This is a genomic window from Streptomyces griseus (genome assembly GCF_001715295.1).
In the GTDB taxonomy this organism is placed as follows: Bacteria; Actinomycetota; Actinomycetes; order Streptomycetales; family Streptomycetaceae; genus Streptomyces; species Streptomyces griseus_G.
This window is the reverse complement of record NZ_MDKB01000004.1, coordinates 95,685-110,829: the sequence shown is the minus strand read 5'-3', so window position 1 is coordinate 110,829 and position 15,145 is coordinate 95,685. Positions and strand designations below refer to the sequence as shown.

At 71.5% G+C, this 15,145-nt stretch carries 11 protein-coding genes; 7 read left to right on the top strand and 4 right to left on the bottom strand.

Annotation, left to right across the window (positions count from 1 at the left end):
* Nucleotides 1-109: 109 nt before the first annotated feature.
* Nucleotides 110-1,159 carry a terpene synthase family protein gene (locus tag BA175_RS22055; protein WP_069173704.1) on the bottom strand — a complete coding sequence of 350 codons (1,050 nt, stop codon included), beginning with the start codon at nt 1,157-1,159 and terminating at the stop codon, nt 110-112.
* A gap of 295 nt (nt 1,160-1,454) precedes the next feature.
* Between BA175_RS22055 and BA175_RS22050 the strand changes: the two genes are divergently transcribed.
* The 5 genes from BA175_RS22050 to BA175_RS22030 all read left to right on the top strand — a co-directional run bounded on the left by BA175_RS22050 (nt 1,455) and on the right by BA175_RS22030 (nt 7,947).
* The gene (locus BA175_RS22050; protein ID WP_069173236.1) at nt 1,455-2,921 is read left to right on the top strand and encodes a GuaB1 family IMP dehydrogenase-related protein; all 1,467 of its coding nucleotides are present in this window, start codon (nt 1,455-1,457) and stop codon (nt 2,919-2,921) included.
* Nucleotides 2,922-3,114: 193 nt separating this feature from the next.
* Entirely contained in the window at nt 3,115-4,575 is a 1,461-nt protein-coding gene (locus tag BA175_RS22045) for an aldehyde dehydrogenase family protein (RefSeq protein ID WP_069173235.1), read from the top strand.
* 155 nt (nt 4,576-4,730) lie between these two features.
* Nucleotides 4,731-5,186: an Lrp/AsnC family transcriptional regulator gene (locus BA175_RS22040; RefSeq protein ID WP_069173234.1), complete on the top strand. Its 456-nt coding sequence runs from the start codon at nt 4,731-4,733 to the stop codon at nt 5,184-5,186.
* Between the two features lie 177 nt (nt 5,187-5,363).
* The gene (locus BA175_RS22035) at nt 5,364-6,161 is read left to right on the top strand and encodes a carbon-nitrogen hydrolase family protein (protein ID WP_069173233.1); all 798 of its coding nucleotides are present in this window, start codon (nt 5,364-5,366) and stop codon (nt 6,159-6,161) included.
* A 94-nt stretch (nt 6,162-6,255) separates the two neighbouring features.
* A complete protein-coding gene (locus BA175_RS22030; protein WP_069173232.1) occupies nt 6,256-7,947 on the top strand; it encodes a flavin monoamine oxidase family protein in 1,692 nt (563 codons plus the stop codon).
* 56 nt (nt 7,948-8,003) lie between these two features.
* On the opposite strand, the gene BA175_RS22025 is transcribed toward BA175_RS22030, so the two are convergent.
* From BA175_RS22025 to BA175_RS22015, 3 genes are all read right to left on the bottom strand, one after another.
* A complete protein-coding gene (locus BA175_RS22025; RefSeq protein ID WP_069173231.1) occupies nt 8,004-8,723 on the bottom strand; it encodes a DUF5995 family protein in 720 nt (239 codons plus the stop codon).
* A gap of 132 nt (nt 8,724-8,855) precedes the next feature.
* A complete protein-coding gene (locus BA175_RS22020) occupies nt 8,856-10,241 on the bottom strand; it encodes a uracil-xanthine permease family protein (protein ID WP_069173230.1) in 1,386 nt (461 codons plus the stop codon).
* Nucleotides 10,242-10,568: 327 nt separating this feature from the next.
* Nucleotides 10,569-11,798 carry an MFS transporter gene (locus BA175_RS22015; RefSeq protein WP_069173229.1) on the bottom strand — a complete coding sequence of 410 codons (1,230 nt, stop codon included), beginning with the start codon at nt 11,796-11,798 and terminating at the stop codon, nt 10,569-10,571.
* A 139-nt stretch (nt 11,799-11,937) separates the two neighbouring features.
* On the opposite strand from BA175_RS22015, the gene BA175_RS22010 reads away from it, so the two are divergent.
* Complete coding sequence (locus BA175_RS22010) at nt 11,938-13,143, top strand: ROK family transcriptional regulator (protein ID WP_069173228.1); 1,206 nt, start codon at nt 11,938-11,940, stop codon at nt 13,141-13,143.
* Nucleotides 13,144-13,354: 211 nt separating this feature from the next.
* The gene (locus tag BA175_RS22005; protein ID WP_069173227.1) at nt 13,355-14,773 is read left to right on the top strand and encodes a hypothetical protein; all 1,419 of its coding nucleotides are present in this window, start codon (nt 13,355-13,357) and stop codon (nt 14,771-14,773) included.
* Nucleotides 14,774-15,145: the final 372 nt, after the last annotated feature.

Below are 15,145 nucleotides of genomic sequence, written 5' to 3'. Positions count from 1 at the left end.
CACCGTGTCCGTCGGGCGGCGCCGAACGGTCCCCGGGGGTGACGGACGTGCCGGGTACGGCAGAGGCCGGGCACCGCGGGGGTGCCCGGCCCCGCACGAACCGCCGTGCTCAGCTCCGGGCACCGCCGTGACCCGCGCGGTCCACGGCCACGCCGAGGACGGTCTCCTCCAGATACGCGCCGGGCTCCTCGTACTGGCTGACGTCCGCCGGGTTGTAGCGGGGGGTCTGCCGGGACCAGTCGAGATTGCCGCGCATCCAGCTCCGCATCCCGTCGAGGTACGGGACGAGCATGTCCGACAGCTGCGGGTACATCTCGATGAGCTCGTCCTCGGCCGTGAAGAAGCGCTCGGTCTCGGCCGCTATCTCCGCGCACACGTGGTCCAGTGCCTGCTGCTCGCCGTAGCCGCGGTGGTGGCGTACCAGGTGCACGAGGTTGTGGATCTCCCCGAGCACCTGCTCCTTCTCGTAGGAGTAGACGTCGTTGGCCCAGCACACGACGTTGCAGGAGGCCTCGAGGGCCGTGATGAACCGGGGGTCGTTGTGGATCGACTCGGGTGCCTCTATGCCCGCCACGATCTCGATCAGATCCATGCACACGTGGATCGCGCCGGTGTGCCGGCGGTTGGTTATGTACGCCGCCTCGGACGGCACCACGCCGTCGGCCCGGTTTCCGGCCTCCCACGTCGTGGCCGTCGTCAGGTAGGTCATCAGGTGCCAGGCGAAGCGGGTGCGCCAGTGCGGGGCGGCCCGTACGACCGTACGTTCCCACAGGTCCAGGAGGGCGACGACGGCGGCGGGGAGCTCCTCGCCCGGGAGGGGGGTGGGGGCGCCACCCTCGACCACCGCCCGCATCCGGGCCACCACGTCGCGTACCCGTTCCGGACTGCGGCCGAGGTGCCCGTCGTCCAGCTGGTCGTCGACGAGGAAGAGCCAGACGAACCAGTCGGCGACCAGGTCCAGGTCCTCACTGTCCGCCGTCGGGTAGACCATGCCGACGAACGCGCCGAAGTCCGCTTCCTCGAAGCGCTTCCTGGCGGACTCGCGGTGTACGAGGCCGGTGCGGCGCGTCCAGGCCGCGAGATGCTCACGGGTGTGCCCCACGTGCGGATTGCTCCGCTGGGGGAAAGGGCAGTAGATGTCCGGCAGTTCGCTCTCCACGGGCGGATCCGAGTCCTTTCCGGTCATGCGCGGTGCAGGGGCGTCCGGGCACTCCCGCACAGCGCTGCGGTCACCCGGGACCTGCGGATGCGAAGCTACCTGACCCCTCGTCACCCGGTCCAGGGATCGTGATCACGAAGGGGCGAATCCTGTTCGGGTAAGGTCCCCGGGTAAGGCAGGTTCCACTTGCCCGGCGCCCCCGGGGCCCTCTTCGGAGGAATCTATGAACACGGGGGTGCGTTGCTGTGTCTTCGTGGAAACGACCTGCACCGTTTCATATGAAAAAATGAGTGTTATGCGTTTTCTTGAGCCCGGCACCGGTCGCCACGCGGCCGCCCCCTCGGTCCCCTACGACCTGACGTACGACGACGTCTTCATGGTCCCCGGCCGTTCCGCGGTCGGTTCCCGGCAGGCCGTGGACCTCTCCTCGCCCGACGGGACCGGTACGACCATCCCCCTCGTCGTCGCCAACATGACCGCGATCGCGGGTCGCCGGATGGCCGAGACCGTCGCCCGCCGCGGTGGTCTCGTCGTCATCCCGCAGGACATCCCCATCGAGGTCGTCACCGAGGTCATCGGCTGGGTCAAGACGCGCCACCTCGTCCTCGACACGCCGATCGTGCTGGCCCCGGGCCAGACCGTCGCCGACGCCCTCTCCCTGCTGCACAAGCGGGCCCACGGCGCGGGTGTCGTCGTCGACGCCGACCACCGCCCCGTGGGTGTCGTCACCGACCACGACCTCGCCGGCGTGGACCGCTTCACCCAGCTCTCCGAGGTCATGTCCCGGGACCTGGTCGTCCTGGACGCCGGAATCGACCCCCGTGACGCCTTCAACACGCTCGACGGCGCCAACCGCAAGCTCGCCCCCGCGGTCGACGCGGACGGCAGGCTCGTCGGCATCCTGACCCGCAAGGCGGCGCTGCGCGCGACGCTCTACACCCCGGCCACCGACGCGGAGGGCAAGCTGCGCATCGCCGCTGCCGTCGGCATCAACGGCGACGTCGCCGGCAAGGCCCGTCAGCTCCTGGATGCGGGGGTCGACACCCTTGTCGTCGACACCGCGCACGGCCACCAGGAATCCATGATCAGCGCGGTCGCCGCGGTCCGGGCGCTCGACCCGCGCGTACCGGTCGTCGCGGGCAACGTCGTCGCCGCCGAGGGTGTCCGCGACCTGATCGAGGCGGGCGCCGACATCGTCAAGGTGGGTGTCGGGCCGGGCGCGATGTGCACCACCCGGATGATGACCGGCGTGGGCAGGCCGCAGTTCTCCGCCGTGCTGGAGTGCGCCGCCGAGGCGCGCAAGCACGGCAAGCACGTCTGGGCCGACGGCGGCGTCCGGCACCCGCGGGACGTCGCCATGGCGCTCGCCGCCGGGGCGTCCAACGTCATGATCGGCTCCTGGTTCGCGGGGACGTACGAGTCGCCCGGCGACCTCCAGCAGTCCGCCGACGGCCGTTACTACAAGGAGTCCTTCGGCATGGCCTCGGCGCGCGCGGTGAAGAACCGCACCTCCGAGGAGTCCGCCTACGACCGGGCCCGCAAGGGCCTGTTCGAGGAGGGCATCTCCACGTCGCGGATGTTCCTCGACCCGGCCCGCCCCGGTGTGGAGGACCTGATCGACTCGATCATCGCCGGGGTCCGCTCCTCCTGCACGTACGCGGGCGCCGCCTCGCTCGAGGAGTTCAGCGAGAAGGCGATCGTCGGGGTGCAGAGCGCCGCCGGCTACGCGGAGGGCAAGCCGCTGCACGCCAGCTGGAGCTGACCCTTCCGCGCCCCGGTCATCGGTGCCCCTCCCGGACGTCCGCTCCGGGAGGGGCACCGGCATGTGTGTCCGGACGACCGGCCCGTGGTCGTCCGCTTTCGACCACCGGTCTTTTCCGTTCGCTTCAACTCAGTTGCCGTGTCAGTAATATGAGTAGCAGTCAGCTGCCCGCCCCTCTGCGGTAAGGGATCTCATGTCCTCGTTCTTCACCGACCTGGCCCAGCAGTACATCGACGGCGAGTGGAGGCCGGGGAAGGGGTCCTGGGACATCATCGACTTCAACCCGTACGACGGGGAGAAGCTGGCGTCGATCACCGTGGCCACGGCCGGCGAGGTCGACCAGGCCTACCGGGCGGCCGAGCGCGCGCAGCAGGAGTGGGCGGACACCAACCCCTACGCCCGCCGCGCCGTACTGGAGAAGGCCCTGCGGATCGTGGAGGAGCGCGAGCCCGAGATCGGCGAGGCGATCGTCGCGGAGCTCGGCGGCACCCGGTTGAAGGCCGGCTTCGAACTGCACCTGGCCAAGGAGTTCCTGCGTGAGGCGGTCCACCTCGCGCTGCGGCCGGCCGGTCAGATCCTCCCGTCGCCGACCGAGGGCAAGGAGAACCGGGTCTACCGGGTCCCCGTCGGCGTCGTCGGCGTCATCAGCCCCTTCAACTTCCCCTTCCTGCTGTCCCTCAAGTCGGTCGCACCTGCGCTCGCCCTCGGCAACGCCGTGGTCCTCAAGCCGCACCAGAACACGCCGGTCTGCGGCGGCACGCTGCTGGCGAAGGTGTTCGAGGAGGCCGGGCTGCCCGCCGGGCTGCTGAACGTCGTGGTCACCGACATCGCGGAGATCGGCGACATGCTGCTGGAGCACCCGGTCCCGCAGGTCATCTCCTTCACCGGGTCCGACAAGGTGGGCCGCCACGTCGCGACCGTCTGCGCGGCCAACTTCAAGCACGCCGTCCTCGAACTGGGCGGCAACAGCGCGCTGATCGTCCTCGACGACGCCGACGTCGACTACGCAGTCGACGCCGCCGTCTTCAGCCGTTACATCCACCAGGGCCAGGTCTGCATGGCGGCCAACCGGATTCTGGTCGACCGGGCGGTGGAGCGGGAGTTCACCGACAAGTTCGTCGCCAAGGTGGCCTCCCTGCGGGTCGGGGACCCGGCCGACCCCGCGACGCACATCGGCCCGCTGATCAACTCCTCGCAGGCCGAGGCCGTGTCCGCCCTCGTGGACCGGACCGTGGAGGCCGGCGCCACGGCGCTGCTGCACGGCACGGCCGAGGGCAATCTCGTCAGCCCGTCCGTCCTGACCGGCATCGCCGCCGGCTCGCCCGTCCTGCACCAGGAGATCTTCGGACCCGTCGCCCTCCTCGTGCCCTTCGACGGCGAGGACGAGGCCGTCCGCATCGCCAACGACACCCCGTACGGGCTGAGCGGCGCGGTCCACACCGCCGACATCGAGCGCGGTGTACGGGTGGGCAAGCGCATCCGCACCGGCATGATCCACATCAACGACGGCACGGTCCACGACGAGCCGGTCGTCCCCTTCGGCGGGGAGAAGAACTCCGGTCTCGGGCGATTGAACGGCGACGCGATGATCGAGGCCTTCACCACCCGGAAGTGGATATCGGTCCAGCACGGACGCTCGCGCTTCCCCTTCTGACCGGGCGTCCTCCGCGAGGCGCCCTGCCGTACCTCGCGGCAGGCGCGTCCGGCGTTCTGTGCGGCGGGCACGCTCCTGGGAGCGCTCGTGGTCTACTTCGGGGGCGGCCCGTGCCGCCCCCGACCGGCCTCCCGCAGAGAAGTGATCCACCTGACGTGCGCCTGAACGACCTCGACGAACGCATCGTCCACGCCCTCGCCGAAGACGCCCGCCGCTCCTACGCCGACATCGGCGCGCTCATCGGCCTGTCCGCTCCCGCCGTGAAACGCCGGGTGGACCGGCTGCGCGCCGAGGGCGCCATCACGGGATTCACCGTGCGCGTGGACCCGGCGGCGCTCGGCTGGGAGACCGAGGGGTACATCGAGATCTACTGCAGCCGCAACACCGCCCCCGAGGCCATCCGGAAGGGCCTGTCCCACTACCCGGAGATCGCGTCCGCGTCCACCGTCACGGGTGACGCCGACGCCATCGTGCAGGTCTTCGCCGCGGACATGCGCCACTTCGAGCAGGTGCTGGAGCGGATCGCGGGCGAACCGTACGTCGAGCGGACCAAGTCGGTGCTCGTCCTGTCCCCCCTGCTGCGGCGGTACACCTCGGGCCCGCCCGCCTGAGACCCAGATCACGCGCCTGACCTGCGTGAAGAGGGTGCGCAACGAATCGCCGATCCGCCCGGGAAAGGCGCAACGGATCGACGGTGCACGCGCAACGGTCGAGCCTTGCCGCGCCTGATCGCCGCCCCGTACCGTCGATACGTCTCCCCACCCCGCCCGCACCGCCCGAGGTCAGCCATGCCGCCGTTGCGTACCGCCCTGCTCCAGAGCTCCGGACGACCCGGCTCCGTGGCGCGTAACACCGCGGTGCTCGACGAGGCCGCGGGACGGGCGGCCGAGGCCGGTGCCCGGCTCCTGGTCTGCCCGGAGCTGTTCCTCACCGGATACGCCATCGGCGACGCCCTCCCCGAACTCGCCGAACCCTGTGACGGCCCCGGCGCCCGCGCGGTCGCCGACATCTGCGCGCGGCACGGGCTGGCCGTCCTGTACGGCTACCCGGAGCGCGCGGACGGCCTGCTCTTCAACTCGGCCCAGCTCATCGGCCCGGACGGCACCGCGCTCGCCCACTACCGCAAGACCCACCTTTTCGGTGACTTCGAACAGAAGTGGTTCACCCCCGGGGAGCAGCCCGTGGTCCAGGCCGAACTGGACGGCGTCCGGATCGGGTTGCTGATCTGCTACGACGTCGAGTTCCCGGAGAACGTCCGGGCGCACGCCCTGGCCGGGACCGACCTGCTGGTGGTGCCGACCGCGCTGATGCACCCCTTCGGCTTCGTCGCCGAATCCGTCGTCCCCGTACGCGCCTTCGAGAGCCAGATGTACGTCGCCTACGTCAACAGGACCGGCCCCGAGGGGGAGTTCGACTTCACCGGGCTCAGCTGCCTGGCCGGCCCCGACGGCACCGTCCGGGCCCGCGCCGGGCGCGAGGAGGAACTCGTCGTCGGCGCCGTCGACCCCGACCTCCTCCGAGGGTCCCGCGCGGCCAACCCCTATCTCGACGGCCGCCGCCCCGCGCTGTACCGCTCCCTCGTCTGATCCTCCCGGCCCGCCCCGCGCCGGATCCGCCCTCCCGCTCCGCCCTTCTGTGCCCCCGCGTTCCCCGCGTTCCCCCGCAAGGAGTCCGTACCCCATGACGTCCACGGTCCCCAACGCCGTCCAGCACACCGACGCGCAGCCGCCGATCACCATGTTCGGGCCGGACTTCCCCTACGCCTACGACGACTTCCTCGCCCACCCGGCGGGCATCGGTCAGATACCGGCGACCGAACACGGGACCGAGGTCGCCGTCATCGGCGGCGGGCTCTCGGGCATGATCGCCGCCTACGAGCTGATGAAGATGGGCCTGAAGCCGGTCGTCCACGAGGCGGACCGGATCGGCGGCCGGCTGCGGACGGTCGGTTTCGAAGGATGCGACCCCTCGCTGACCGCCGAGATGGGGGCCATGCGCTTCCCGCCCTCCTCCACGGCGCTCCAGCACTACATCGACCTCGTGGGCCTGCGAACCGAGCCGTTCCCCAACCCCCTCTCCCCGGCGACCCCGTCGACCGTCGTCGACCTCAAGGGCGAGTCCCACTACGCGAGGACGATCGACGACCTCCCGCAGGTCTACCGCGACGTCGCCGACGCGTGGAGCGCCTGCCTGGAGGAGGGGGCCGACTTCTCGGACATGAACCGTGCGATGCGCGAGCGCGACGTGCCCCGCATCCGGGAGATCTGGGCGAAGCTCGTCGAGAAGCTCGACAACCAGACCTTCTACGGCTTCCTCTGCGACTCCGAGGCGTTCACGTCCTTCCGGCACCGTGAGATCTTCGGCCAGGTCGGGTTCGGTACCGGCGGCTGGGACACCGACTTCCCCAACTCCATCCTGGAGATCCTCCGGGTCGTCTACACCGAGGCCGACGACCACCACCGCGGGATCGTGGGCGGAAGCCAGCAACTCCCGCTGCGGCTGTGGGACCGCGAGCCGGAGAAGATCGTGCACTGGCCGCTGGGTACGTCGCTGGCCTCGCTGCACGGCGGAGAGCCGCGCCCCGCCGTGACCCGGCTCGACCGAACCGCCGGGAACCGGATCACGGTCACCGACGCCACCGGCGACATCCGCACCTACCGGGCCGCGGTCTTCACCGGCCAGTCCTGGCTGCTGCTGTCCAAGATCGCCTGCGACGACGCGCTCTTCCCGATCGACCACTGGACGGCGATGGAGCGCACCCACTACATGGAGTCCTCCAAGCTGTTCGTCCCCGTGGACCGGCCCTTCTGGCTGGACAAGGACGAGGTGACGGGCCGCGACCGGATGTCCATGACGCTCACGGACCGGATGACGCGGGGCACGTACCTGCTGGACGACGGCCCGGACAAGCCGGCCGTCATCTGCCTCTCGTACACCTGGTGCGACGACAGCCTGAAGTGGCTGCCGCTGTCACCGAACGAGCGCATGGAGGTCATGCTCAAGTCGCTGGGCGAGATCTATCCGGGCGTCGACATCCGGAAGCACATCATCGGCAACCCCGTCACCGTCTCCTGGGAGAACGAGCCCTGGTTCATGGGGGCGTTCAAGGCCAACCTGCCCGGCCACTACCGTTACCAGCGGCGGCTGTTCACCCACTTCATGCAGGACCGGCTGCCCGCCGACAAGCGGGGTCTGTTCCTGGCCGGCGACGACATCTCGTGGACGGCAGGCTGGGCGGAGGGCGCCGTGCAGACCGCGCTGAACGCCGTCTGGGGCGTCATGACCCAGTTCGGCGGCGCGACGGACCCGACGAACCCCGGCCCCGGCGACGTCTACGACGAGATCGCCCCGGTCGAGCTGCCGGAGGACTGAGACGGCGGGCGGGGGCCCGGACGCCTTCGGGCCCCCGCGCCGTACGGGGAGGGGAGTCAGCGGCAGGGAGTGAGCAGGAAGCGCCCCACCAGGCCGACCCCCGCGTCCGTACGGGCCCGGAACTCCTCGGCCAGCAGCGGCAGGCCACGCAGCCGCCACAGCACCCCTGCGGCGGTCCACGCCGCCTCGCGGGCCCGCTCCAGGCTCCAGACCCCTGCCAGGTGGGTGAGGGGGTCGGCGACCTCGAGCAGATCGGGTCCCGGCATCAGACCGTCGCGGATCTGCTCCTCCAGCACCGCGAGGAGGTCACCCACCCGCTCGAACTCCTCCTCCAGGTCCCGGGGAGCGCAGTCGAGCGCGCGGCAGGTGTCCACGACGGCCAGGGCGAGGTCGTGGCCGATGTGGGCGTTGATCCCGGCCAGCGCGAACTGGAGGGGGCGGAGCCCCGGGTGGCCCCGGAACTGGAACAGGGGACGCCAGCACGCGGGCGGGTCCCCGCCCGCCTCGGCCGTGTCGACCGCCGCCAGGTAGCGCTCCGCGAACCGGACGTCCAGCGCGGACACGGCCGCCCGGTCGGCGAAGGCGCCCTGCCCGATCCGCGCGCCGAGGGCCACGGTGACCCTCAGGTAGACCTCGTTGAAGACCGCGACACCGTCCCCCGGCGGCCAGCCGGAGCGGAGGCCGCGCATCCGTTCGATCACCGTGTCGACATCGGCCACTCTGCTGCCATCGGCCACCGTGCCGGCCGGATCCGCGAACTGCTCGAACCGCTTCATCCGCGCAGCGTCCCAGCCGCGGCCCCGCCACGGGGCCGACGGGCCGGGCGTTCATCGGAACGGGCGAACGCGGGGCGCCGGGGGAGGGAACGCCGTGCCGGTCACGCACTCCCCGTGCGGCCGTCGGACCGCTCAGGCCGGCGGCTTCTCGTCGTACGTGGAGGTCCCCGAGTCGAGCAGGGGCTCCTGCGTCTTGAGGTGCGCGGGGGCGAAGGCCCGCAGGGTGTGGTAGCCCGTGATCACGACGAGGGTGCCGAGGGCGATGCCGCCCAGCTCGAAGTTGTCGGTGATCTTCAGGCTGACGCCGCCGACGCCGATGATGATGCCCGCGGCGGCCGGTACGAGGTTGAGCGGGTTGCGCAGGTCGACCTTGGCGTTCAGCCAGATCTGGGCGCCCAGCAGGCCGATCATCCCGTACAGGATGACGGTGATGCCGCCCAGCACACCGCCGGGGATCGCGGCGACGACCGCACCGAACTTGGGGCAGAGGCCGAACAGCAGCGCGAAGAAGGCGGCTGCCCAGTAGGCGGCGGTGGAGTAGACACGGGTCGCCGCCATCACGCCGATGTTCTCGGAGTACGTCGTGTTGGGCGGACCGCCCACGGCGGTGGACAGCATCGAGGCGGCGCCGTCCGCCGCGATGGCGGTGCCCAGTTCGTCGTCGAGCGGGTCGCCGGTCATCTCACCGACGGCCTTCACGTGTCCGGCGTTCTCCGCGACCAGGGCGATCACGACCGGCAGCGCCACCAGGATCGCCGACCACTCGAAGCTCGGCGCGTGGAAGGACGGCAGCCCGATCCAGTCGGCGTGCGCCACGGCGGACAGGTCGAGGCGCCAGTGGTCGACGGCCTCGGCCCCGCCCGCCGGCGAGTGGATCTTGCCGAAGACGCGGTCGAGCACCCAGGACAGCGCGTACCCGAAGACGAGCCCCAGGAAGATCGCGATACGGGAGAAGAACCCCCGCAGGCAGACCACGGCGAGCCCGGTGAACAGCATGACCAGCAGAGCCGTCCACTGGTCCTGGGGCCAGTACGTCGACGCGGTGACCGGTGCCAGGTTGAAACCGATCAGCATGACGACGGCGCCGGTCACCACCGGCGGCATCGCCGCGTGGATGATCCGCGCACCGAACCGCTGCACGGTGAGCCCCACCAGGAACAGCACCGCACCGACCACCAGCACCGCGCCCGTCACGGTGGCACTCGTGCCGCCGCTCGCCCGGATCGTGGCGGCGACGCCCACGAAGGACAGGGAGCACCCGAGGTAACTGGGCACCCGGCCCCGTGTGGACAACAGGAAGATGGCGGTCGCGACGCCGGACATCATGATGGCGAGGTTGGGGTCCAGGCCCATCAGGACCGGCGCCACGAAGGACGCGCCGAACATGGCGACCACGTGCTGGGCGCCGAGTCCGAAAGTACGGGGCCAGGAGAGCCGCTCGTCGGGGCGCACCACGGCCCCCGGCGCGGGGGTCTTCCCGTCGCCGTGCAAGGTCCAGCGCACGCCGAGGCCGCCCATGGTCACTCCTGTCGATGTGTGCGGTGTGCCCGTCGTGGTCCCCACCGCGAGAAAAATCAGAGCCATGGTAGTGCCGCGACCCCGTGACCTCGCGCTCGGCCCCCGCCCCCCGCTCCCGGCGGGGTGCGCTCTCCGGGTCCCGATGCGCTCTTCCGGTCCCGAGGCCGCGGGACGCGGCGGCTCCGGGGCTCCGGGGCGGGCCCGCCGCAGGGTCCCGGCCTCGGGACCGGACCGTGCCGCCACCGGGTCCCGGTCGGGACCCGCACGGGAACGGTGGCCGTGCCCCGCTGCCGGCGGGAGCACGTGTGCTCCGGTACCGGCCGCCGCTCAGTCCCCGGTCGTGCTCGCGGCCGGGGCGGCAGCCCGTACGCCCCCCTCGGCGACCTTCCGGTCGCCCCCGCGCAGCACCCCGGCGCCCAGCACCAGTCCGAAGGCCAGCACCGTCACGAGGCCGAAGGACACGAGCAGGGACGTCGCCTCGGCCAGCGACCCGATCGCGGACGGGGCGATCAGACCGGAGGTGTACGTGATGGTGGCCACACCTGCGATGGCCCGGCTCGGGTTCGGCCCGCTGCGCCCGGCGGCCGCGAACGCCAGCGGCACGACGACCGCGACACCCAGGCCGAGCAGCCCGAAGCCGCAGAGCGCGAGCGCCGTGTTCGGCGACAGGACCACCAGCAGCCCGCCCGCCGTGGCCAGGACCCCGCCGATACGTACGGTCCGCACGGCCCCGAAACGGTCGACGACCTTGTCGCCGGCGATGCGGGCCACGGCCATCGTCAGGGCGAACGCCGTGGTCGAGGCCGCCGCGAGCCCGGCCGAACTGTCCATGACGTCCCTCAGGTAGACCGCCGACCAGTCCATGCTGGCACCCTCGGCGAACACCGCGCAGAAGCCGACCGCACCGATGAGCAGGGCCGACTTCGGCGGCAGGGTGAAGCGCGGCGGCGGCTCCTCGTCCGGTTCGCTGCGCAGGTCCAGTACGCCGCCGCAGGCGGCCAGTCCGAGCACGGTGAGCACCCCTGCGGCCACCGCGTGATGCAGCCGGGCGTCCGCCCCGACGTGGGCGGCGACGGTACCGGCCGCCGAACCGATCAGGGCGCCCACGCTCCACATGCCGTGGAGCCCGGACATGATCGACCTGTCGAGCCGGTTCTCCACCTCGACCCCGAGCGCGTTCATCACCACGTCGGACATCCCGGCACTCGCCCCGTACACGAAGAGCGCGACGCAGAGCGTCAGGAGGTTCGGGGCGACAGCCGGCAGGACCAGCGACAACGTCCAGAGAGCCAGCAGCCCGCGCAGGGCCGTCCGGGCCCCGAAGCGGTGACTGACGCGGCCGGCCAGCGGCATCGCGAGGGTCGCGCCGATGGCGGGGAAGGCGAGGGCGAGCCCCAGCTGGCCCGCGCTGACCGAGGCGTGGTCCTGGATCCACGGCACGCGGGTCGCGAAGCTGCCGGTCACCGCCCCGTGCACGGCGAAGACCGCGGCCACCGCGTACCTCGCCCGCCTGACCTGCTCCGAACCGAAGACCGGAGCCGTTGAATCCGTCGTCATACGCCGTACTCTCCCCTGGATTGGTCGACCGCCGGCGCCTTGGGCGTCCGCTCTGCGGTGCGGGCCGTAAACTATCAGGAACCCTGCCTGATAAATAGCCCGTGAGGGCGGACCCGCAGTGATCTGGAAGGATCCCCGCATGCCCGCATCCCCGAGCACCGCCCGGGCCATCAACGACCGGCTCGCCCTGCGACTGCTCCAGCAGGACGGCCCGCTGACGGCCACGCAGCTGAAGACCCTGACCGGACTGTCCCGCCCCACCGTCGCCGACCTGGTGGACCGGCTGCAGGAGGCCGGCCTGGTCCGGGTGGTGGGGGAGAGCGGCTCCCAGCGGCGCGGCCCCAACGCGCGGCTGTACGGGATCGTCGCCGACCGGGCACACCTGGCCGCACTCGACGTACGGACCGACAGCGTCACCGTGGTCGTCGCCGACCTGCTCGGCGCCACCCTGGCGGAGGCCACCTCGCCCATCGGCGGCGACGCCGGGATCCGGCCGGCCGTCGAGCAGGCCGTGGCCATGGTGGAGCGCACCGCCCGCGCGGCCGGAACGGCGCCGCTGCACAGCGTCGCCATCGGCGCGCCGGGGCTGATCGACCCGGCCTCCGGCGAACTCCGGGACACCGCCGGCCTGCCGGCCTGGCACCGGGGCCTGGTCAAGGAGCTCCAGCGGCGGCTGCCCGCGACGGTCGTGGTGGAGAACGAGACCAACCTGGCCGCCGTGGCCGAACACCGTACCGGGGCGGCCCTGGACCGGGACACCTTCGCCCTGCTCTGGCTGGGGCACGGCATCGGCGCCGCGGTGATGCTGGACGGGGTACTGCGGCGGGGCGCGTCCGGGGGCGCGGGCGAGATCGGATTCCTGCCGGTACCCGGCACGCGGGGCGTGCCCTCGGCCGTCAACTGCGAGGGCGGCTTCCATTCCCTGGCCGGCTCGGTAGCCGTCTGCGAACTGGCGGCGGTCCACGGGATCGGCGTACGGGTCCCGGCCGGGGCGGCGGACGGGGAACGGGAGCAGCACCCGGCCGCCGCGTTCGCGGTGCAGGCGGCGGTCGCCGACGGTGGGCCCCGGGGCGAGGCGTTCCTGTCGGCGCTCGCCGACCGGATCGCCCTCGGCGCGGCCTCCGTCGTCGCGGTGCTCGACCCGGGCTGTGTGGTCCTGGCGGGCGAGGTCGGCCGGGCGGGCGGCGAGGCCCTGGCGTCCCGGGTCGAGGAGCGTCTCGCCCGGCTGTCCCCGCTGCCGACCGAGGTGAGGGCCGGACGCCTGGGCGGTGGCGCGGTCCTGAGCGGCGCGGTCCTCGCGGCCCGCGAGGCGGCGCAGGACGCGCTGTTCGCGCCGGGGGGCTGAGGGGTGCTCTTCACCTCGGACGAACCCGGGGGCCCTCACGGACTTCCGGGGCCCTCGCAGAGGTGCAGGCACGCAGGGAAGGGGTCATCCCTCTCTGCCACCCTTCCGACATGGGCATGTCGCGTTTCTGGGCAACCTTTCAGCTGAATCACGGGTCATGAGTACGCGTCACCGATCTGGGGCGCATGATGTCCGAGTCGCGGAAGGTCTCATGAATCCTCTCGTCGTCGCGCGGCGTACCCTCTCCGCGTTCGTGCTGGCCGCCCTGGCCGGTACGGCGCTGGCCGGTCCTGTCCATGCCCAGGAGGAACCGCTGCCGGTCTCGATCACCGGCCCTGACAGTGTCAACCTCTCGCTGCACCCGGAGGCCGGCGAGCCGGGTGAGCCGGGTGAGCCGCAGATCGAGCTGGGTCTCCGCGCGCCCGGAGAGCCGGTACCGGACGACGACGGCATCACCTGGCCGATCCACACCGGCGACTACACGGTCACGGTGGACGCGAGCTCCCTGGCCGGCGTCGCCGCAGTGGACTTCTCCCGGCTCGGCGGGTGGCAGGGGTGCTCCGTCGACGGGCTCGTCGCCACCTGCAGCGACTACGAGATCTACGCGGGCCAGGACTACAACGACCTGGGCGGCATCCGCCTCGATGTGACCGACGAAAGCGCCGCGGGCGATTTCGGCGCCATCGAGATATCGGCCGTGGGCGAGGGGCTGGCCTTCACCGGGCACACGGTGGACGTACTGGTGGGAGGCCCGGAGCTGGTGATGCATCAGCTGACCGAGCCCGCGGGCTTCCAGGCCGGTGATACCTTCCAGGCACCGCTGGGCTTCCGCAATGTCGGCGGGCTGGGCGGTGACGGCGTCGTCCTGCGGATCACCGGCAGCCGGGGCCTGTCCTTCCCCAGCACCTTCAGCAACTGCTGGTACGAGCCGCGCGACCCCGACGATGTGCTCGGACGCTCCACGGCGCTCTGCATCTTCGACAGCGAGTTCACCGGGGAGACGGCATACGGGCTGAGCGAGCCCTTCCCGATCGAGACGGCCGGCTTCGCGCTCTACGACACGATGTCCTACAGCTTCAGCGCGGTGCCCGCAGACCAGGCGCGGCAGCTGCTGACCGAAGGCGACTACCGGGCGGGAGACGGATCGTCGCTGGAGCTGGTCCGCGTGCCGGACACGGACCCGACCGGTTACACCCGCTACGCGGAGATGGATTTCCCGACGGCGAACACCTTCGACCTCGACCTGACCGGTGAGCGGCTGCGGGCCCGCAAGGGCAGCACCGTGTCGGTGGACATCGGTTTCGCCAACCACGGCCCCGCCTGGCTGGCCCTGCTCCGCTCCGGCGGCGAACCGGTCACCTTCTGGGTCGACCTCCCCCCGGGGACCACGGTCACCACCGTTCCCGAGGACTGCCGCCCGGGCTGGGAAGGCGCCGAGGGCGATTACCTCTGTTACCTCGACACGCCGATCCTGGAGGACGCCTCCCGCACCTCCACCTTCGGCCTCCACGTCGACGAGGTGATCAAGAACGCCACCGGCCGGGCGTACTTCGCGTACACGATGCCCAACGAGGGCCGGCCGGCGAACGACTCCGGGACGATCGTGCTGAACCCGGCGGACGAGGACTGAGCGCCGGCAGCCCGGCAGAACGGCGGGATCATCGCACGCTCAGGATCTGTCCGGGTTGATCACTTGAGGCGAGCCTCAGGGGAGGATCCGTGGGCGATCTTGTCGAACCAGCTTGTCAATCGGTTCGGACGGAATGGGGCTGTGGTGGATGTCGTCGGAGCGCATGCTGCGAGTCGGCTTCCTGTAGGGCGTTGGTCGCCGCGTCCAGCGCGTCACCGTCCACACGCTGCAGCAGTCGCCGCACGGCTACGGCGTGCGGCACCGGTCTCAGACCGGTGAGTGGATCGGCAGCGAAGCAGGGGAAGTCCAGCACGTGCTGCGGGGCATCCATGATCCACTCGCTGACCGCGATGAGCGAGTGCGCCCGGTCAG